17 protein-coding genes are annotated in these 18855 nt (G+C 70.7%); 9 read left to right on the top strand and 8 right to left on the bottom strand.

What is annotated here, in order from left to right; genetic code table 11:
- The first annotated feature begins 54 nt into the window (after positions 1-54).
- The 3 genes from rsmI to IEY82_RS11560 all read left to right on the top strand — a co-directional run bounded on the left by rsmI (position 55) and on the right by IEY82_RS11560 (position 3174).
- Positions 55-924, top strand: a complete 870-nt coding sequence (gene rsmI, locus IEY82_RS11550) for a 16S rRNA (cytidine(1402)-2'-O)-methyltransferase (RefSeq protein ID WP_189124060.1) — start codon at positions 55-57, stop codon at positions 922-924.
- A gap of 53 nt (positions 925-977) precedes the next feature.
- Entirely contained in the window at positions 978-2522 is a 1545-nt protein-coding gene (locus IEY82_RS11555; protein WP_189124061.1) for a dolichyl-phosphate-mannose--protein mannosyltransferase, read from the top strand.
- A 73-nt stretch (positions 2523-2595) separates the two neighbouring features.
- On the top strand, positions 2596-3174 hold the full coding sequence (locus tag IEY82_RS11560; protein ID WP_189124062.1) for a hypothetical protein: 579 nt from the start codon (positions 2596-2598) through the stop codon (positions 3172-3174).
- Between the two features lie 25 nt (positions 3175-3199).
- On the opposite strand, the gene IEY82_RS11565 is transcribed toward IEY82_RS11560, so the two are convergent.
- Entirely contained in the window at positions 3200-4687 is a 1488-nt protein-coding gene (locus tag IEY82_RS11565) for a phospholipid carrier-dependent glycosyltransferase (RefSeq protein ID WP_225263062.1), read from the bottom strand.
- Between the two features lie 150 nt (positions 4688-4837).
- Between IEY82_RS11565 and IEY82_RS11570 the strand changes: the two genes are divergently transcribed.
- The 3 genes from IEY82_RS11570 to IEY82_RS11580 all read left to right on the top strand — a co-directional run bounded on the left by IEY82_RS11570 (position 4838) and on the right by IEY82_RS11580 (position 8852).
- Complete coding sequence (locus tag IEY82_RS11570; protein ID WP_189124064.1) at positions 4838-6061, top strand: glycosyltransferase family 2 protein; 1224 nt, start codon at positions 4838-4840, stop codon at positions 6059-6061.
- An 85-nt stretch (positions 6062-6146) separates the two neighbouring features.
- Positions 6147-7928 carry a methionine--tRNA ligase gene (metG, locus tag IEY82_RS11575; protein WP_189124065.1) on the top strand — a complete coding sequence of 594 codons (1782 nt, stop codon included), beginning with the start codon at positions 6147-6149 and terminating at the stop codon, positions 7926-7928.
- A 69-nt stretch (positions 7929-7997) separates the two neighbouring features.
- Positions 7998-8852, top strand: coding sequence for a TatD family hydrolase (locus tag IEY82_RS11580; protein WP_189124066.1), 855 nt, complete (start codon positions 7998-8000; stop codon positions 8850-8852).
- Positions 8853-8867: 15 nt separating this feature from the next.
- On the opposite strand, the gene IEY82_RS11585 is transcribed toward IEY82_RS11580, so the two are convergent.
- Positions 8868-10061 (bottom strand): hypothetical protein, encoded by a 1194-nt coding sequence (locus IEY82_RS11585; protein ID WP_189124067.1) that lies wholly within the window; start codon positions 10059-10061, stop codon positions 8868-8870.
- Positions 10061-12025, bottom strand: a complete 1965-nt coding sequence (locus IEY82_RS39055) for a serine/threonine protein kinase (protein ID WP_225263060.1) — start codon at positions 12023-12025, stop codon at positions 10061-10063. Before IEY82_RS39055 ends, IEY82_RS11585 begins: the two co-directional genes overlap by 1 nt.
- A 71-nt stretch (positions 12026-12096) precedes the next feature.
- Here IEY82_RS39055 and rsmA point away from each other — a divergent pair, with 71 nt between their 5' ends.
- Together rsmA and IEY82_RS11600 are read left to right on the top strand one after the other, a co-directional pair.
- Positions 12097-12957, top strand: coding sequence for a 16S rRNA (adenine(1518)-N(6)/adenine(1519)-N(6))-dimethyltransferase RsmA (gene rsmA / locus IEY82_RS11595; RefSeq protein ID WP_189124068.1), 861 nt, complete (start codon positions 12097-12099; stop codon positions 12955-12957).
- A 1140-nt stretch (positions 12958-14097) separates the two neighbouring features.
- Positions 14098-14514 carry an NlpC/P60 family protein gene (locus IEY82_RS11600; protein WP_189124069.1) on the top strand — a complete coding sequence of 139 codons (417 nt, stop codon included), beginning with the start codon at positions 14098-14100 and terminating at the stop codon, positions 14512-14514.
- Positions 14515-14657: 143 nt separating this feature from the next.
- Here the strand turns inward: IEY82_RS11600 and IEY82_RS11605 are convergent, their stop codons facing one another.
- The 5 genes from IEY82_RS11605 to IEY82_RS11625 all read right to left on the bottom strand — a co-directional run bounded on the left by IEY82_RS11605 (position 14658) and on the right by IEY82_RS11625 (position 17738).
- The gene (locus IEY82_RS11605; RefSeq protein WP_189124254.1) at positions 14658-15590 is read right to left on the bottom strand and encodes an arginase family protein; all 933 of its coding nucleotides are present in this window, start codon (positions 15588-15590) and stop codon (positions 14658-14660) included.
- A gap of 45 nt (positions 15591-15635) precedes the next feature.
- Positions 15636-16091 carry a pyridoxamine 5'-phosphate oxidase family protein gene (locus IEY82_RS11610; protein ID WP_189124070.1) on the bottom strand — a complete coding sequence of 152 codons (456 nt, stop codon included), beginning with the start codon at positions 16089-16091 and terminating at the stop codon, positions 15636-15638.
- A 109-nt stretch (positions 16092-16200) separates the two neighbouring features.
- Positions 16201-16827, bottom strand: a complete 627-nt coding sequence (locus tag IEY82_RS11615) for a VOC family protein (RefSeq protein ID WP_189124071.1) — start codon at positions 16825-16827, stop codon at positions 16201-16203.
- A 5-nt stretch (positions 16828-16832) separates the two neighbouring features.
- On the bottom strand, positions 16833-17291 hold the full coding sequence (locus tag IEY82_RS11620) for a helix-turn-helix transcriptional regulator (protein WP_189124072.1): 459 nt from the start codon (positions 17289-17291) through the stop codon (positions 16833-16835).
- Between the two features lie 36 nt (positions 17292-17327).
- Positions 17328-17738: a VOC family protein gene (locus tag IEY82_RS11625; protein WP_189124073.1), complete on the bottom strand. Its 411-nt coding sequence runs from the start codon at positions 17736-17738 to the stop codon at positions 17328-17330.
- Positions 17739-17931: 193 nt separating this feature from the next.
- Here IEY82_RS11625 and IEY82_RS11630 point away from each other — a divergent pair, with 193 nt between their 5' ends.
- Positions 17932-18834, top strand: coding sequence for a 4-(cytidine 5'-diphospho)-2-C-methyl-D-erythritol kinase (locus tag IEY82_RS11630; RefSeq protein WP_189124074.1), 903 nt, complete (start codon positions 17932-17934; stop codon positions 18832-18834).
- Positions 18835-18855: the final 21 nt, after the last annotated feature.

Genomic DNA, 18855 nt, shown 5'->3' on the forward strand with positions numbered 1-18855 from the left:
GACATCGTACGGGCCTCAAGCCGGTGGTTACCCAAGAAACACGGCCCAATCGGGATGCCCTGCCACAATGGTCCGGTGACGGATGAGGGCAGGTTGGTGCTGGCAGGGGCCCCGATAGGCCAGGTGGGCGATGTTTCGCCGAGACTGCGGGAGGCGCTGGCGAGCGCCGACGTGGTGGCCGCCGAGGACACCAGACGGCTGCGCAGGCTGGCCACGGAGCTGGGCGTGGAGATCGGCGGCCGGATCGTCTCCTACTACGACGCCAACGAGGCCGGGCGGGCCAAGGAGCTGCTCGAAAGCCTCAGGGAGGGCCGCACGGTGGTGGTCATCACCGACGCCGGGATGCCGGGCGTGTCCGACCCCGGCTACCGCCTGACCCACCTCGCGGTCGAGGCCGGCATCACGGTGACCGCGCTGCCGGGGCCGAGCGCCGTCACCACCGCCCTCGCGGTGTCCGGCCTGCCCAGCGACCGCTTCTGCTTCGAGGGTTTCCCGCCCCGCAAGGCGGGTGAGCGGGCCCGCCGCCTGGCGGCGCTGGCCGCCGAGGAGCGCACGATGGTCTTCTTCGAGGCGCCGCACCGGCTGCGCGACTCGCTGGCGGCGATGGCCGAGGCCTTCGGCCCCGACCGTCCGGCCGCCGTCTGCCGCGAGCTGACCAAGACCTACGAGGAGGTACGCCGGGGCGGCCTGGCCGAGCTGGCCGAATGGGCCGCGGCGGGCGTCAAGGGCGAGATCACGGTCGTGGTCGCCGGGCACGTCGCGGGCGAGACCGAGCCGGACGTGGCCGCGCTGGTGGCCGAGGTCGAGCGCCGCGTCGCCGCGGGCGAGCAGCGCAAGGCGGCCGTCGCCGAGGTCGCCAAGGGCTCGGGCATGCCCAAACGGGAGCTCTACGACGCGGTTCACAGGAGATCCCCCACGCCCTAAGGTTTCCCATCGTGAGGAACTGGGGGGTTTCACCGCAAAGGCTTGTGCCGCCGATGCAGGGAAGCGCCCTGTGGGGCTGGATCGGCCCGCTCCTCGTCACGATCTTCGGCGGGGTCCTCCGCTTCGTCCGGCTGGACGAGCCCAGGGCGGTCGTCTTCGACGAGACCTTCTACATCAAGGACGCCTACTCCCTCATCACCTACGGGGTCGAGCGGGTCACCCTGGGCGACACCAAGAACCCCATCGCCGACCGGCGTCTCCTCGCGGGCGACACCGACATCTGGAAGCACTGTCCCGAGGCCGCCGACTGCGCCTCGTTCGTCAGCCACCCGCCGCTCGGCAAGTGGATGATCGGCGCGGGCGAGTGGCTGTTCGGCATGACGCCCTTCGGCTGGCGGTTCGCCGCGGCGGTCATCGGCACGCTGTCGATCCTGGTCCTGGCCCGCGTCGCCCGCCGGATGACCCGCTCGACCCTGCTCGGCTGCCTGGCCGGGTTCCTGCTCGCGCTCGACGGGCTGCACCTGGTCCTGTCCCGGACCGCGCTGCTCGACATCTTCCTGATGTTCTGGGTGCTGGCCGGGTTCGCCTGCCTGGTGGTCGACCGCGACCGGGCGCGCGAGCGGCTGGTCGACTGGTACGAGACCTCCCCGCTGTCCGCGTGCGGCCCCCGGCTCGGGCTCCGGCCCTGGCGGATCGCCGCCGGGGTGTGCCTGGGCGCCGCGTGCGCGGTGAAGTGGTCGGGAGTCTTCTTCCTGATCGCCTTCGCCGTGCTGAGCGTGGTGTGGGACCTGGGCGCCAGGCGGGCCGTCGGGCTCCGCCGGCCGTACCAGGGCGTTTTCTCGCTGGACGTGCCCGGCGCGGCCGCGGCCCTCGGCCTGGCCCCCGTGGTGACGTTCGTGGCGACGTGGACGGGATGGTTCGTCACCGCCGACGGCTACGGGCGCGGCTGGGAGCAGGCCACCTCGTCGGGGCCGGTGTTCTTCGTGCTCGACTCGGCGCGGTCGTGGCTGAAGTATCAGACCGAGGTGCTCGGCTACCACACCGGCCTGGACGACTACCACCCGTACATGTCGGACCCCTGGACCTGGCCGCTGCTGTTCAGGCCGGTCTCCTTCCACTATCCGCCCGCCCTGCCGTCCTCGGTGTGCGGGGCCGACAAGTGCTCGCAGGCCGTGCTCGGCGTCGGCACCCCGGCGCTCTGGTACGCCGCCGGGCTGGCCCTGCTCGGCCTCGTCGCGTGGTACGTGGCCACCAGGGACTGGCGGGCGGGCGCGGTGCTGCTCGTGGCGGCGGCGGGCTGGCTGCCGTGGTTCTACTACGCCGTCGCCGACCACCGCACGATGTACCTCTTCTACATGATCCCCGTGGTGCCGTTCATGGTGCTGGCGCTCGTGCTGGTCGCGGGGCTGGCCATCGGGCGGCGGGACGCCCCGCCGGGACGCCGGGCCCTCGGCGCGGCGACCGTGGGAGCGCTGGCGCTCATCGTGCTGATCAACTTCGGGTGGCTCTACCCCGTGCTCGTCGCCGAGACGCTCACCCAGGCGGAGTGGTGGGCGCGGATGCTGATGCGCTCATGGGTCGTCCCCGCCCCCAAGTGACGCCCCCAAGTGACAGGCCGGGTGTGCAGCGGGACACAGGTGAGGCCCAAGTGCGGCGGTCCAGGCTGGACGCATGGATCTGGCCGACGCCCTCAACCTGCTGAACGTGGACCTGAACACCGGCTCCGGCTCGGGAAAGCCCTCGCGAGGGGGCGGCGGCGGCCGACTGCCCGGACGGGTCGGCATGACCGTCCTCCTGCTGTGCTGGCTGCTGCTCGGTGTGGTGCCGTTCGCGGTCGCCGTGCCCGACTTCCGGCTCGCGACCGGCGAGATCGGCACACCGGGCACCCTCACCGTGGTCTCCTGCACGGCTCTCGGCAAGGGCCGTTACGACTGTCGGGGACGGTTCGTCCCCGACGACGGCGGCGCCGCGACCATGGTGGCCGCCTCACCGGACTCGGCGGCGGGTGACGTCGGCCGGGCCCAGCTCACCCCCGAGGGCGACCGCGCGCTGCCGTCGGGCACGAAGGGCGTGCTGAGCGCGATGGCCATGCCCGCCCTCGGTCTCTGCGTGCTGGCCTTCCTGCCCTACTCCGTCATGTACGCGCTGCGCGTGCGGCGGGGCAGGAAGGCCGCCGTGGTCGGCGGCGGCGTGGTGACCGCGGCGTCGCTCGTCCTGCTCGTCGTGGCCGTCGTCGCCGCCTCCTCGTGACCGAGGCCGTACGCCGCCGCGACGCTCAGGCGGGCACGGTGGTGGACTCGGACTCCGACGCGCCGGCGGGCCGTGCGCGGCGCCACGAGACGCGGCTCAGCGTGATGGCCGCCGCGACGCAGGCCAGCGGCACGGCCGGCAGCACGTAGCGGTAGTCGAACTCCGCCGTCGCCGCCGGCGCCAGCAGCAGCCCGAACGCGCCCAGCCATGGCAGCACCACCGGCCCGCCCAGCGTGCGCCAGCGGACCGCGATGCCGTACAGGCCGACCAGCATGATGCCGCCCAGCACGATGCCGCGCAGGTAGAAGACCTGCTGGTAGCCGCTCATGATGTCGGCCCACGGCGAGACGATGCGCGTCTCGGGCGGGCCCTGCTCGTAGGCGAAGGCGTCGGTGTCGGTGCGGCCCTGGAACGACGGCCACGTGGGCAGCCGCTTCGGCCGCCCGGCGGCGTCGAGATCGTAGTAGGGCCTGAACTCGTACATGTTGTAGGTCGCCTCGTCGGGGAAGCGCGGGCGGTCCCAGTGGAAGGCGCGGAAGAAGTCGCGCGCCACCACGCGCAGGTAGTCGCCGGGCTGCGACAGGATCGCGCGCGTCGCGAACGCGCTGGCCGCCTCGTTGGTGATCTCGGTGAACTTCTTGCCCGCGCCCCAGCGGTGCAGGACCTCACCGGTGCCGGCGCCGGCGCCGCCCTGGCCCCACAGATACCACTGCGCGTACTCCTTGCGCTGGTCGACCGGGTCGTTGATGCACAGCAGCAGGAGCTCGACCTCCTGGTACTTGTCGATGTTCATCCGGTCGCAGTCGGCGAAGATGGCCGTACGCATGTAAAGAATGAGCCCGTCGCTGTTGGTCATGGCGAATTTGCCCATGCTTGACGCGAACCAGCCCATGTACGTGAGGATCGGCAGCGAGCAGGTCACCACCACGGCCACGATCGGCTTCCAGCCGACCCGCTTGACCAGCAGGTAAACCACCACGAGCGCGAGAATCGGCGCGCCGATCGAGCGGGTCAGCCAGGTCAGTGCCAGCAGCAGGCCGACCACCACGCCGACCTTCCACGACATCCTCCGGTGCCACAGCACCAGCGTGATCGCCGCCACGACGAGCAGCGTGAACATCGAGTCGGACATCACCAGCTGCTCCAGCTGGATCTGGTAGGCGTCGAACAGCACCGGCGCCGCCGCCAGCGTGGCCCCCCACTTCGGCAGCCCGAACTTCCGGCGCAGCAGCGCGTAGATCAGCACGGCCGTGGCCAGGCCCATCAGGTGCTGGGTGAACACCACCAGCGTGAAGCTGTGGAACGGTTTGAGCGCCAGCAGCCAGAACCCGTAGCCGTCGGGCCTGATCGGGTGTGGCCTCGGGTGCAGCGCCACCGAGACGTACTCGTAGGAGTCGTTGAACCACATCGCGGGGCCGTAGCCGAGCATGGTGATCAGCCGCAGCACCGCGCCCAGCGCGAAAGCGGCGGCGAACAACCGGTGCCGACGTAGGAACAGCAGCACACGTGCCATCCGGCCAGGGGCGGAGTGGTCCACAGGGGCTATCTCCGCGGCGCTCACCATGCTGTAAAGAATGCCAGTCGTTTTTAGGACTTGACCCGGCACACTCCGGGCACAGGGCATGATGGTGTGCTCTGGGAGCAGTGACTGAAGGGTTGAGACGTGGAACTGACGGTGGTCATGCCCTGCCTCAACGAGGCGGAAACCGTGGAAGTCTGTGTGCGCAAGGCATTGGCGTGCATGGAGGAGCACGGCATCGAGGGCGAAGTCCTGATCGCCGACAACGGGAGCACGGACGGCTCGCAGCAGCTCGCCCGTGACGCCGGGGCCCGCGTGGTCCATGTCGACGAGAAGGGCTACGGCAACGCGCTCATGGGCGGCATCCGTGCCGCGCGTGGCAAGTACGTCATCATGGGCGACGCCGACGACTCCTACGATTTCACCTCGTTGCTGCCGTTCGTCGAGCAGTTGCGTGACGGTGCCGACCTGGTGATGGGCAACCGCTTCAAGGGCGGCATCTCACCCGGCGCGATGCCGCCGCTGCACCGCTACCTGGGCAACCCGGTGCTGTCGTTCATCGGCCGGCTGTTCTTCCCGTCGGCCATCGGCGACTTCCACTGCGGGCTGCGTGGCTTCCGGCGCGACTCGATCCTGCGGCTGCAGCTGCAGACGGGCGGCATGGAGTTCGCCTCCGAGATGGTGGTCCGCTCCACGCTGTCGGGGCTCGACGTGCGCGAGGTGCCCACCACGCTCTCGCCCGACGGCCGCAGCCGCCCGCCCCACCTGCGCTCCTGGCGCGACGGCTGGCGCCACCTGCGCTTCCTGCTCCTCTACAGCCCCAAGTGGCTGTTCTTCTATCCGGGCCTGGTGCTGATGCTCGTAGGGCTGGTCGCCGGCACCGCGCTGACCTTCGGCCCGGTGGAGATCGGCGAGCTGGCCTTCGACGTCGACACCCTGGTCGGGGCCTCGGCGGCGGTGGTGATCGGCTTCCAGGCGGCGCTGTTCGCGTTGTTCACCAAGGTCTACGCGGCCGAGGAGGGGTTCCTGCCGGAGTCCTCACGCGTCCGCAAGCTGATCGACATCGTGTCGCTGGAGAAGGGCCTGATCGCCGGCGGCCTGCTGGCGCTGGCCGGTCTCGTCGGCCTGGTGATGTCGCTGGCGCACTGGCAGGTGCGCAGCTTCGGCGCGCTCGATCCGCGCGAGTCGCTGCGGCTGGTCGTCCCCTCGGCCACGGCCCTCATCATGAGCTTCCAGACCATCTTCGCCGCCCTGTTCGTCAGCATCCTCGGCATCCGCCGGACCCGCGAGAGCTCCATCGACGTCGCGGCCAAGGCCGCCGAAGAGGCCGCCGAGGCCGTCTCCCGCGAAGACTCGCCCACCTACTGAGCTTTCTCGGTCGCCCTGCCCACCGGCGCCGAAGGTTGCCTAAATCCGTTCGAGGCGGCTATCCGTGCGCCTTAGGCTTGGAGCTATGTCCCAGCACATCTTGACCGCCGTCGCGTGGCCGTACGCCAACGGCCCCCGTCACATCGGGCACGTCTCAGGGTTCGGCGTGCCGTCCGACATCTTCAGCCGCTACCAGCGGATGGCGGGCAACAAGGTGCTGATGGTGTCCGGCACCGACGAGCACGGCACGCCCATCCAGGTCCAGGCCGACAAGGAGGGCGTGAGCGCCAGGGAGCTGGCCGACCGCTACAACCGGGTGATCGTCGAAGACCTGACCGGGCTGGGCCTGTCCTACGACCTCTTCACCCGTACGAGCACCGCCAACCACTACGCCGTCACCCAGGCCGTCTTCAAGGGGCTCTACGACAACGGCTATATCTTCCCCAAGACCACCATGGGCGCCATCTCGCCCTCGACCGGGCGCACCCTGCCCGACCGCTACATCGAGGGCACCTGCCCCATCTGCGGCTACGACGGCGCCCGCGGCGACCAGTGCGACAACTGCGGCAACCAGCTCGACCCGATCGAGCTGATCAACCCCAAGAGCCGCATCAACGGCGAGACCCCGGTCTTCGCCGAGACCGAGCACTTCATGCTCGACCTGCCGGCCTTCGCCGAGGTGCTCGGCTCCTACCTGCAGTCCAAGCAGGGCGAGTGGCGGCCCAACGTGCTCAAGTTCGCCCTCAACCTGCTGGGCGACCTGCAGCCGCGGGCGATCAGCCGCGACCTCGACTGGGGCGTGCCGATCCCGCTCGACGGCTGGCGCGACCAGCCCAACAAGCGGCTCTACGTCTGGTTCGACGCCGTCATCGGCTACCTTTCGGCCTCGATCGAGTGGGCCAGACGCTCCGGTGACCCCGACGCGTGGCGGCAGTGGTGGCAGAATCCCGACGCCCGGGGCTACTACTTCATGGGCAAGGACAACATCGTCTTCCACGCCGAGATCTGGCCGGCGATGCTGTTCGGCTACAACGGCCAGGGCGCGCGAGACGGGCGGCCCGGGGCGCTGGGCAAGCTCGACGTGCCGTCCGAGGTGGTCTCCAGCGAGTTCCTGACGATGGAGGGCCGCAAGTTCTCCTCCTCCCGTCAGGTCGTCATCTACGTCCGCGACTTCCTGGCGCGCTATGACGCCGACGCGCTGCGCTACTACATCGCCGTGGCGGGCCCCGAAAACCAGGACACCGACTTCACCTGGCAGGAGTTCGTCAACCGCAACAACGGCGAGCTGGTCGCGGCCTGGGGCAACCTGGTCAACCGGTCGATCTCGATGGCGGCCAAGAACTTCGGCCAGATCCCCGAGGCCGGCGCGCTGACCGACGCCGACCGGCGGCTGCTGGAGCGTTCGCGGGCGGCGTTCGGCCCGGTGGGCGCCGAGCTGGGCCGCTCGCGGTTCAAGAACGCCATCACCGAGGCCCTCGACGTGGTCCGCGACGCCAACCGCTACCTCGCCGAGCAGGAGCCGTGGAAGCTCAAGGACGACGCCGAGCGGCAGAAGTCCATCCTGCACGTCGCCCTCCAGGTGGTCGACGACGCCAAGACGCTGCTGACGCCGTTCCTGCCCAGCTCGTCCAACAAGGTCCACGCCATGCTGGGCGGCGAGGGCGTCTGGTCGGGCATGCCGGAGATCCACGAGGTCGACGAGGACGGCGGCGCCTCCTACCCGGTGATCACCGGCGACTACCACGGCGAGGCCCGCTGGGAGCACCGGCCGATCAAGCCGGGCACCCCGCTGGCGACGCCGGTGCCGCTGTTCAAGAAACTCGACCCCAAGGTCGTCGACGAGGAGCTGGCCCGCCTGGCCGACTGACACCGTGCGCGGCTCGGGCGACTGGACGGGCGGCTCAGGCGCGGGGACGGGGACGCTAGTTTAGGCTCCGTGAGCAAGATTCCCGCAGCTCCCGAGCCGCTTTCGGCTCCGGTCTTCGACAGCCACTGCCACCTCGACATCATGGTGGGCAACCGGCAGGCCTCCTCGGGCGATCCGGTCGCCCAGGCCGCGCAGGCGGCCTCGTCCACCGTGCGCGGCATCCTCGACGACGCCCGGGCCGTCGGGGTCACCCGGCTCGTCACCATCGGCTACGACCTGCCGTCCTCCCGGTGGGGCGCCGAGGCGGCGGCCGAGCACGACGACGTCTACGCCGGGGTGGCCGTGCACCCCAACGAGGCGCACGCCGCCACCCCGGAGACGCTGGCCGAGATCGAGGCGCTGGCCGGGCTGCCCGAGGTGCGGGCGGTGGGGGAGACCGGGCTCGACTACTACCGTGACTGGGCGAGCCGTGACGACCAGCACGCGAGCTTCCGGGGGCACATCGAGATCGCCAAGCGCACCGGCAAGGCGCTGGTGATCCACGACCGTGACGCGCACGACGACGTGCTGAAGGTGCTCGCGGCGCAGGGGGCGCCGCCGGTGGTGGTGTTCCACAGCTTCTCCGGCGACGCCGAGCTGGCCAAGAAATGCGCCGACGCCGGATATTTCATGTCATTTTCTGGGCCTGTCACGTACAAGAACGCCGGATACCTCCGCGAGGCCGCCCAGATCGCGCCGGTCGAGCTCATGCTGGTCGAGACCGACGCCCCCTACCTCCCGCCGGTGCCGCACCGGGGCAGGCCCAACGCCCCCTATCTCATCCCGCTCACCCTGCGCTGCCTGGCCGAGGTCAAGGGAATGCGGCCCGACGAGCTGTGCGAGGCCATCAGCGCCAACGGGGTCACGGTCTTCGGCCCCTGGTGACCGGCTCGCGGACCGTCAGCCGCCGAGCGACATCCCGAAGTCGGCGCCCTTCGCGGGCTGGAGCGGCCTCGGCTCCTCCGCGTTGCGCCCCGCCACCAGGACCCTCCCGTACGGCGCGGCGTCGGGCTGGCCGATGTAGATCTTGTTGCCGCTGAAGGCCAGCGAATAGCCGAAGAGCTCACCCATGGAGGCGATCCGCCTGTCCTCGCCGCCGTCCTTGAGCGAGATCACCCGCACCCCGCCACCGTACGGCGCGCCGATGGCCAGCCTGCCGTCGGGGGCCGCGGCCAGCGAGAAGCCGAACGCCTGCCTGCCGCCCTGCCGTACGGTCCTGGTCGGGGTGAGCTTGGTGTCGAGTAACTGCACGTAACCGGGGCCCGGCGCGCTCACCGCGAGCCCCGAGCCTTCCACGTAGGCCACCGCGTAGCCGTACCTGTCGTAGGAGGCCCCGGTCGGTGAGTCCAGCTTCGTGCTGACGAGCTCTCCCGCCAGCACGTCGTTGATCACGACGACCGAGCCCGAGTCGATCTTCCCGCTGCTGACCTGGCGCCCGGTGCCGTCGTCGTTCTCGTACGGCACGCCGACGATCAGGGAGTTGCCCGCGCCCATCGCCAGCGACCAGCCGAACTGGTCGCTCACTTCGCTGTTGCCCCGGACGGTCTCCGACTCCTGGCTGATCCGGCGCAGCCTTCCCTCGCCCTTGCGCACGTAGACGGCGCCCACGTCGGACAACCGCGCCTCGTCCTCGTAAGGGGCGCCGATCGCCACCAGGTCTCCCCTGGCGGCCACCGACCAGCCGAAGTGCGCGCCACGCTGGATCTCGGTGGAGACGAGCCGGACCGGAGGCGCGGCCGCGCCGCCGTAGACGAGGTAGGCCGCGCCCGAGTCCTCGGCGCCCTGCAGGTCGGTGAAAGGGGCGCCGACGATCAGGTCGGCGCAGGCATCGGCGTCGACCCTGGCCAGGGTCACCGACCAGCCGAAACCGTCGCCCGGGTTCAGGCCGGGCACCGAGACGGACACGACCTTCTCGCCGGAGATCACATGCACGGCGCCCTTGTCGCCGTCGCCGAACGGGTCGCCGACGACCACGTCCTCGACGCCGTCACCGTCGAAGTCGGCGGGACCCGAGCAGGCGACCGCCGACGCGGCGCCGCCGGGGACGAGCGCCGCCGCGGCCAGCAGCAGAGCCAGGAACGTCGATCGGATCATCACAGCTTGACCTCGACTTGCTTGCCGTCCTTGAGGAGGGTCGCGGTGAGCTCGACGGGCCTGCGGTAGAGAGGCATGTCGAAGACGAAGACGCGGTCGATGCGAGCTCCCGGCACGATCGCCTCCGGCAGCTGCACCGCGGGCGGCTCGTGGCGGGCGCCCTTGTCGTCCAGCAGGGTCACGACCGGGCTGCCGATCAGGTGCAGCGCGCCACCCGGGTTGATCATGGACCAGCGGACCACGCAGAGCTGGCCCTGGGTCTGCTGGACGTCCTGGTACTGCTTCAGGCCGCACTGCGGCGCCGTCGCGACGATCAGCTGGGGGTCGTCGAACGCGTTGCCGAGGGCGTACCTCCGGCCCACGTCGGTGGACGGCTGCCCGGTGGGGGCGGCGGCCAGCGACTGGGCCGGGCGTGGGGCGTTGCGGCTGGAGGTGACGATCAGCGTGCCCGCCGTGACGGCGATGGCCAGCACCGCCGCGGCCGCCGCGATCAGCCAGCGGGTGCCGCGCGGGCGCTGCTCCTGGGCCTCCCGGGCCTCTTGAGCCTCTTGGGCTTCTTGTGGCGGAATCGTGAGCAGCGAGTCGGGGGACTGTCCCGCGGGCGGCTGGTCCTGCCGTGGTCTTACCTCCCAGCGGGCCAGCTCCTCCCGGGCCGCCTGCTCCTCCCGCCGGGCGGCGTCCTCCAGGGGCGGCTGGGTCGGTGCCTGCCGCACAGGGGGGGTTTGCCGGCGCGCGGTGTCCTGGCGGGCGGGCGCATCCTGCTGGTGGGCCTGGGCCTGGGCCTGGGCCTGAGTTTGGGCCTGAGTTTGGGGCCGGCCCTGGGCCTGGCGGGGCTGGTCTTGCTGAGGTGTGCCCGGCTGGCTGCGCTGCTGGTCAGGCCGGGACCCGGCGTCGCCCTGGTCCTGGCGGGGCGGGGCGTCCTGCGGTAAGGACTGCGCGGATGGCGAGGACTGCGGGATCTGCTCCCGCAAGGTCGCACCCTTGCCGCCAGTGGGAGGCTTGGCCATGGTGTCGCTGGGCGGCGGGGTGGCGAACGTGGCTGTGATGTCGGGTTCGTCCACCACATTCTGCGGGGGTTCCCATTCGTTGAGCAGCTCTGTCGCCACCAGCGTGGGCGGGTCGGCAGCCGCGGGCGCCGGAACGCTGCCTCCGACCAGCGCGATCAGCAGATCCTGGGCCGAGGGCCGGGGACCTGGCTCCATCGACGTGGCGAGCCGTACGAGCTCGTTGAGAGGCGCGGGCAGCGCGCCCAGATCGGGCGGGGTGTGCAGCACCCGCGTGGCCATCGTGATGGGGTCGCCACGGCCGAAGGGGTGGCGGCCGTTGCCCGCGTAGGCGATCAGGCAGCCCCAGGCGAAGATGTCGGCCGCCGGGCTGACCGCCTGGCCGCGTACCTGCTCGGGAGCCCACCAGCCCGGGCTGCCGAGCAGCTCTCCGGACATCGTGAACCCGGTCTCCCGGTCGAGCGCCCTGGCGATGCCGAAGTCGATCACGCGCGGGCCGGAGAGGGAGAGGATGACGTTGGCCGGCTTAAGGTCGCGATGGACCAGCCCGGCCACGTGGATGGCGGCCAGCGCGGCCGCGACCCCCAAGGCGACGCCATGCAGCGGCCCCGGATCCAAGGCGCCATATTTCGAGATCTGGTCGGACAACGGGGTGCCCGCGATGTATTCGGTCACCATGTACGGTCGGCCGTCGCCGGTGTTGCCGTTGTCGAGCACCTGAGCGGTGCAGAATGACGCCACCCGGCGCGCGTTCTCCACCTCGGCGTGAAACCTGGCCGCGAACCCCTCCTGGTTCGCGAATTCGGCCTTCACCACTTTGACCGCGACGAACCGCCCCGTAGGCGCACGAGCCAGGAACACCGTGCCCATGCCACCCTCGCCCAGTCGCCCGAGCAACCGGTAGGGGCCGATTTCCCGCAGATCCGTCGGGCGAAGCGGCGCGGCGCCCGTTGGCTCCATGAGGGTCGTCCCTTCCTTTTCCAACGCCATCCTCCCCTGTGGTGCCCCCGTCCGCCATCGCAGGTTCTTCGATGCGGGAGACTGGTTGGATGATGAGGCTGTTGGGCCCTGCAGAAATACGTATTTTGGCGGACAAGCTGGATCTGCGTCCGACAAAAAAGCTGGGCCAGAACTTCGTGATCGACGGGGGAACCGTCCGGCGCATCGTAAGGGTTGCAGACCTCACGACGGAAGATGTGGTGATCGAAGTGGGGCCGGGCCTCGGCTCGCTCACTCTCGCGCTCCTGCCGTCGGCCCGCCACGTGGTGGCCGTCGAGATCGACCCCGTCCTGGCCGCCCAACTCCCCATCACGGTGGGCGAACGCGGTCTCGGAGACAGACTGACCGTCGTGGGCGCCGACGCGATGAAGATCGTGGCCGCCGACCTCGGCGACCTCCAGCCCACGGCTCTGGTCGCCAACCTGCCGTACAACGTGGCGGTCCCGGTGCTGCTGCACCTGCTGGAGGTGTTGCCCTCGCTGCGCAAGGGCCTGGTCATGGTGCAGACCGAGGTGGCCGACCGGCTCGCGGCCGGTCCCGGTTCCAAGGTGTACGGCGTGCCGTCGGTCAAGGCCGCCTGGTACGCCGACGTGCGCCGCGCGGGGCCCGTGGGGCGGACCGTGTTCTGGCCGGTGCCCAACGTGGACAGCGGCCTGGTCTCGCTGACACGCCGCGATCCGCCTGTCACCAGCGCGTCGAGGCAGGAGGTGTTCGCGGTCATCGACGCCGCGTTCGCCCAGCGCCGCAAGACCCTGCGGGCGGCGCTGGCCTCCTGGGCCGGCAGCCCGGCCCAGGCCGAGACGGCCCTGCGCGCGGCCGGGGTCGAACCCTCGGCTCGGGGTGAGCAACTGGACGTCGAGACATTCGCCCGCATCGCCGAACACAAGCCGTAGCGGGTAAGGCGCTGGCCAGGGCGCGAGAGCGCGCCGGGTGCGCGCCGGGTGCGCGCCGGGTGCGCGCCGGGTGCGCGCCGGTTATCCACAGCCGCGGCGCGAACGTGCGCCCACTGTCCACAGAACCACGTTCGGGTCCCCGGCCGGATGGGCCGGCGGATGATCCTGAGGCCTCCACTCCTCTTTCGGCACTGGAGGCCTTCCATGAACACTCGCTTCTTCGCGCGGAGTTGCTGCACGTGGCTCACGCTCGGCGGAGGGCTGTTGGCCGGGCTCGCCGCGCTTGCGGGCCCGGCGGCGGCCGCCACTTCGTATCCTCTCGGCCAGCGGGTGGCCACCGCCTGTCTAGGCGTGATCACCCTGCCGGGTGCGTATGCCCGGCTGCTCGACGGCTCTCGCATGCCGAGACCTGACCGGTCGGCCCGACGCCCCCGGTCTCACACCCTCGCTCCGCCCAGGGCCGACGCCATGCCGGTGTCCTTCGCCGTCCGCCTCGAAGGCGAAGCCTCGGCCGATCCGCCTCTCAAGGTTCTCCTGACCCTGCCCGCCGAAGCATGCGCTCGTCAGGGGCGAGTGGCCGAGGCGCTGGTCCGCGCGGGCATCTCCCCCATCGGTCCGGCCGCTCCACCGGCGGTGACTGGAGCAGGGCCCACGATCAGGCCCGTCGTTCGTCAAGACGCACCATCGACCCGTCCCTGGTTCGTCTCCAGGCCGCCTGCGGAGACCTCTCCAAGCGCGGCCACATCGGAGGTTGTCAGGCCTTGGCACATCGAGGCCGGGGACGTCAGGCCCTGGCACGCGGGGATCGACGAGTTCAAGCTTCGGGACGGTGACTTCGGCGGCGCCATGAAGCTCTGGGCCGAGAGGCTCGGCGGGCTCAAGCCCCGGGATGGGGAGCCTGGGGGGTGGGAGCCGCAGGTCGGGGAGCGTGGCGGCATCAGGGGCCGAGATGGAGGGCTCGCGGCGACCAAGGCTCGGGATGGCGAGCCGGCAGCCGGCGGCCCACGTGTCGGCGGGGAGCAAACCCCCAAGACTTCTACCGGCACGTCAGGGAGCCCCGAGGCCGGAAGGGGCGGCAAGGCCGGAGAGAGCGGCGATGCCACACAGGCAGGGAGAACCGGCAAGCGCGCGGGGACGACGGTGACCTTCAAGGGCGGTGTCGCGGCGGTCGCGGCCGTCGGCCAGGTGGGCACCCCTTTCTCCTGGGGCGGCGGCTCTTCCACGGGCCCCACCAAGGGCATAGGCAGAGGAGCGTCCACGACCGGCTTCGACTGCAGCGGCCTGACCCTCTACGCCTGGTCGAAGGCGGGTGTGCGGCTCGCCCACTACACAGGCTCCCAGTTCCGCCAGGGCCGCCGGATCGCCCTCGGCGACCTGCGCGAGGGAGACCTGGTCTTCTTCGGTGGCGGCGCCGGCGACCCGACGCACGTGGGCCTCTACCTGGGCGACGGCGTCATGGTCCACTCCCCGAAGACCGGTGACGTGGTCAGGAAGACCCGCTTCCTTGACTCGTCCTACTACCGCCCGATCTATCGCGGTGCCGTACGCCCAGGCTGAGACCATACCGGCAGCCGGTTCCGCCCCAGGCCGCTCACGGTCCGGCGAATCCTTGGCGTGATTCGGGTGCGTCGGCGAGCACGACGGCCAGCGCTGGGTCCCGTCGGCGGCCTGTCGTGCCCGTCGATCAGGCCGGGAGGGTGTCAACTCCTGGCGCAGACCTCTGCCAGCGCTTTGACCAGCGGGGCCAGGAGGTCCTGGTCCTCGGGGCGGCTCGGCTCGTACTCCGTGATGCCCAGTCCGGCGACCTCATACCGCTCCGCCACAGCCGTGACCATGGCCAGGAGTTCATCGGGGTGAAACCCGTCGGGCTCAGGGCAGCCGACGCTCGTGAAGATGCGAGGGTCGAGCACGTCCAGATCGATGTGGACGTACACGGCCTTGCGGCCCGAGTCGGCGTGATCTTGCCCCGGGCTCTGCCGACTCCCGAGGAGGGGGCCGGCGATCGCGGCGGTGAGCGCGGCGGGGTCGGCGGCACGGATGTGCCGGATGCCGCTGGCCTCGATGAAGGCGGCCTCGGCCGGATCAAGGGCGCGCACCCCGGCGAGCACGATCTGGTGAGGTCGCACGGGCTGATCCGGGACGAGACCCTCGGGTCCTTCGCCGGTGAGGGCGCGCAGCACCATGCCGTGGAAGGCCCCGGATGGCGAGCTCGAAGGAGTGTTGAGATCCCCGTGCGCGTCGAACCACACGACCATCAATCGGTCCCCGTGCCGTCGCATCGCCTCGGTGATCGGCTCCAGTTCGACCCCGCAGTCACCGCCGATGGTGACCACCAGTCCGTCGGCCTCGGACAGCGCCGAACGAACCTTGGAAGCGGTCGTGGGCAGAGAATCGTCCACGTCCACGCGGAGGCGGCGGGCGGCGGGCACCATTTCGGCCAGCAGTCTTGCCCCGTCGTGGAGCCGTTCGGCCGTAGGCGAACCAGATCCTCGCCACTGCGACACCTCGATAAGCGTCATATCGGGCATAGCGGTCATGCTAGTCATGGAATCTCGTGAAAGATCATGCTCGGCATGCCGCTGGTTTGCCGGTCCGGCCGTGACATCTCGTGTCGTGTCTGAGCGTGTGTCCAGGACCGTCGGGTCGGACGCGGCACGCGATGTGTTCCCGCGTGGCGGTCAGCCGAGCCAGCGGCCGTCGCGCATGAGGTCGCGTCCCCGCAGTTCGTTCGCCTCACGCCAGGCCTGGATGCGCCGCGGCCGGATCAGGAAATACTGGTAGGGCTCGTCGAGCTCGCGCGGGTCGAACCCTGTCCTCGCCGCGAACGCGTCGCCCGTCTCGGGGGCGAGGTCGGCGATGTCCACCGGCTCGGCGGTGCCTTCCACGACGACGACGTCGCGGGTCGGCCCAAGGCTGAGTCGCACCCGGCGGTCCGCCAGCAGGTTGTGGCTCGTGACCGAGGCGCGCGGCGTCGAGATGAGGAACACGGTCCCGTCCCAGAGATACGAGAGCGGGATCAGGTGGACGCCGCCAGGGGAGCCCGACGTCGCGACCCAGAGATCGACCTCGCTCTCCAGTTTCGCGCGGGTGTCCCGCAGCCTCTCGTCAAGTCCACGCGGCGGCGCGCCTGTCATCGGATTTCCTTTGCTGAAGACCCCGGGCTTCAGCCCTGGGAAGGCCAACCTGCCGCGGAGCGGCGCGAGGGTTGGCGATTGGCCGTCAAGGACAGGTAGCAGTGACACGTCAGGGCAGGGTCGCCGGCGATGCGGCCTCCCAGGCGAACCCGTCGGGGTCGGTGAACGGCCCGGCATCGCCACCGATCATGAGCCGGTGCGATCCGGTGCCGTCGGGAGAGACGCCGGCGTCCTTGGCAAGGGCACGGCGCCTGTAAAGCGCCAGCTTGACGGGGCTCGACTCGCTGGCGAACTCGACGTACACGCGGCCGAAGCTCTTGGCCACGGCAAGGCCTCGGTCGGTGTAGAACCGCTTGCTCGCGGTCACGTCCGCGACTCCGAGCAGGAGCACGAGCTGGTCGATCTGCCGGGTGGCCGGGCCGGTGTCCTTCTTCGCCGAGGTCGCGACCTTCCAGATCGTCCCGTCCGGGGCCTGTACGACGCCGCCGTAGCCCCAGAGCGACTTGGTGACCGGCTTCAGCGACGTGGCGCCGGCGTCGAGGGCGGCGTCGATGAGGCCGTTGACGGTGGACGGCTGGGAGACCGTGAGCGAGAGCGTGAACCCACGGAAGCCGGTGGTCGGTGCCTCCGAGGCCCGCAGGCGAATTTGCGTGTCCAGCCCGAAGGCCGTGGCGTAGAAGTGGCCGGCGGTCGTGGGGTCGGCCACGTCGAGGGTGACGGATGCGATGGATGCCATGGTCATCACGCTATTTGCGGCTCGGCGACCGGCGCTTCTTGATTCCTGATCGGTCTCGTCACCTGTTTGGCCACACACGGCGGCATCCCCGCCGCGGCGCTCATCGCGCGGCGCCGGTAGACGCTGGGCGGCATGCCGACCAGCTCGGTGAAGCGGGTGCTGAAGGTGCCCAGCGATGAGCAGCCGACCGCGAAGCAGACCTCGGTGACGTTGAGGTCGCCACGACGCAGCAGCGTCATCGCGCGCTCGATGCGCCGCGTCATCAGGTAGCTGTAGGGCGACTCGCCATAGGCCAGCCGGAACTCCCTGCTGAGGTGCCCGGCCGACATGTGAGCGCCGCGGGCGAGAGCCTCGACGTCCAGCGGCTGCGCGTAGTCCCGGTCGATCCGGTCGCGGACGCGGCGCAGCCGCGCGAGGTCACTCAGGTGCGCGGTGCGTGCGCGCCCCCATGCGGGGTGACACATGAGAACTCCTCTCGATGTCCGGAAGGCTCGGACGGCTCAGCGAAGCTCCTGGATGCGGACCAGGTTGCCCGCGGGATCGCGGAAGGCGCAGTCGCGGATGCCGTACGGCTGCTCGGTCGGCTCCTGGACGACCTCGGCGTCGCCGGCCTGGACCCTCTCGAAAGTGCCGTCGAGGTCCCGGGTGGCCAGCAGGATCCAGCCGTAGGTGCCCTTGGCCATCATCTCGACGATGGTGCGGCGCTCGTCCTCGGTGATCCCGGGGTCGGCGGCCGGCGGCGCCAGGAGGATGGACGTGTCGGGCTGGCCGGCGGGGCCGACCGTGATCCAGCGCATCTTGCCCTGGCCGACGTCGCTGCGGACCTCGAAGCCGAGGATGTCGCGGTAGAAGGCCAGGGACGCGTCCGGGTCGTCATGCGGCAGGAAGCTCGTGTGAATGGTGATGTCCATGACGATCAGGCTAGGTGCTGCTCCGTGACCTGCGCTTCTCGATTCCTGACCGATCCGGCCACCTGTTCGGCCATGCACGGGTCGCATCCCCGGCTGTCGCGCGTGCCGCACTGGGAAGCCCGCGTGGCGGGGAAGCGGGTCCGTATAACATCGGATGTCCTTGAGCCGGCGGCGATGGAATGGCAGAAGATTGATGAGTTCGGTGACCGTACGGGTGCCCGCGAAGGTCAACGTGCAGCTGTCCGTGGGGCCGCTGCGCGAGGACGGCTACCACGACCTGGTCAACGTGTTCCACGCCGTGTCCATCTTCGACGAGGTGGTGGCGAACGAGTCCGAGTCGATCACCGTGTCAGTCGTGGGCGAGTGGGCCGACCAGGTGCCGGTCGATGACGGCAACCTGGCTGTTCAGGCCGCTCGGGCTCTGGCCAAGCACGCCGGCCGCGCCTATGGGGCGGACCTGGTGATCCGCAAGGCGATCCCGGTGGCGGGCGGCATGGCCGGGGGCAGCGCCGACGCGGCGGGTGCGCTGGTGGCGTGCAACGAGCTGTGGGGTCTCGGCCTGCCGTTCGAGGATCTCCTGGAGATCGCCGGCGACCTGGGGAGCGACGTGCCGTTCGCGCTGCTGGGTGGCACGGCGGTGGGCACCGGCCGGGGTGAGCAGCTCAGCGAGCTGCCGACGGGTGGTGTCTTCCACTGGGCGTTCGCGGTGGCCGACGGCGGGCTGTCCACCCCTCGGGTCTACGCCGAGTGCGACGCCCTGCGCGCGGCGGCGGGGGCCGAGGCGCCGTGGCCGCAGGCGGACGAGGCACTGCTGGCGGCTCTCCGTACGGGTGACGCCCCCGCGCTGGGCGCCCGTCTCGCCAACGACCTGCAGCCGGCCGCCCTCGCCCTCCGCCCCGAACTGGCCGGCATCTTGGCGGCCGGTCGCGATGCGGGCGCGCTCGGCGGCCTCGTCTCCGGCTCCGGCCCGACCTGTGCCTTCCTCGCGGCCGACGAGGAGCACGCTCGGCGTCTCGCCGACGCGTTGTCCGAGTCGCCCTCCTGCCGCACCGCTCTGACCGCTCACGGCCCCGTCTCCGGCCCCCGCCCGGCCTAGCACCTTCCGTTCTGCCGGACC

This window comes from Nonomuraea cavernae, from assembly GCF_014646355.1.
GTDB classification, from domain to species: Bacteria; Actinomycetota; Actinomycetes; order Streptosporangiales; family Streptosporangiaceae; genus Nonomuraea; species Nonomuraea cavernae.

Coding starts and splice junctions, on each gene's coding strand:
- metG (WP_189124065.1), top strand. CDS start 6,147: ATGTCCCAGCACATCTTGACCGCCGTCGCGTGGCCGTACGCCAACGGC.
- IEY82_RS11625 (WP_189124073.1), bottom strand. CDS start 17,738: ATGGACATCACCATTCACACGAGCTTCCTGCCGCATGACGACCCGGAC.
- IEY82_RS11620 (WP_189124072.1), bottom strand. CDS start 17,291: ATGTGTCACCCCGCATGGGGGCGCGCACGCACCGCGCACCTGAGTGAC.
- IEY82_RS11585 (WP_189124067.1), bottom strand. CDS start 10,061: ATGATCCGATCGACGTTCCTGGCTCTGCTGCTGGCCGCGGCGGCGCTC.
- IEY82_RS11565 (WP_225263062.1), bottom strand. CDS start 4,687: ATGGCACGTGTGCTGCTGTTCCTACGTCGGCACCGGTTGTTCGCCGCC.
- IEY82_RS11555 (WP_189124061.1), top strand. CDS start 978: ATGCAGGGAAGCGCCCTGTGGGGCTGGATCGGCCCGCTCCTCGTCACG.
- IEY82_RS39055 (WP_225263060.1), bottom strand. CDS start 12,025: ATGGAGCCAACGGGCGCCGCGCCGCTTCGCCCGACGGATCTGCGGGAA.
- IEY82_RS11615 (WP_189124071.1), bottom strand. CDS start 16,827: ATGGCATCCATCGCATCCGTCACCCTCGACGTGGCCGACCCCACGACC.
- IEY82_RS11560 (WP_189124062.1), top strand. CDS start 2,596: ATGGATCTGGCCGACGCCCTCAACCTGCTGAACGTGGACCTGAACACC.
- IEY82_RS11630 (WP_189124074.1), top strand. CDS start 17,932: ATGAGTTCGGTGACCGTACGGGTGCCCGCGAAGGTCAACGTGCAGCTG.
- rsmI (WP_189124060.1), top strand. CDS start 55: ATGCCCTGCCACAATGGTCCGGTGACGGATGAGGGCAGGTTGGTGCTG.
- rsmA (WP_189124068.1), top strand. CDS start 12,097: ATGCGGGAGACTGGTTGGATGATGAGGCTGTTGGGCCCTGCAGAAATA.
- IEY82_RS11610 (WP_189124070.1), bottom strand. CDS start 16,091: ATGACAGGCGCGCCGCCGCGTGGACTTGACGAGAGGCTGCGGGACACC.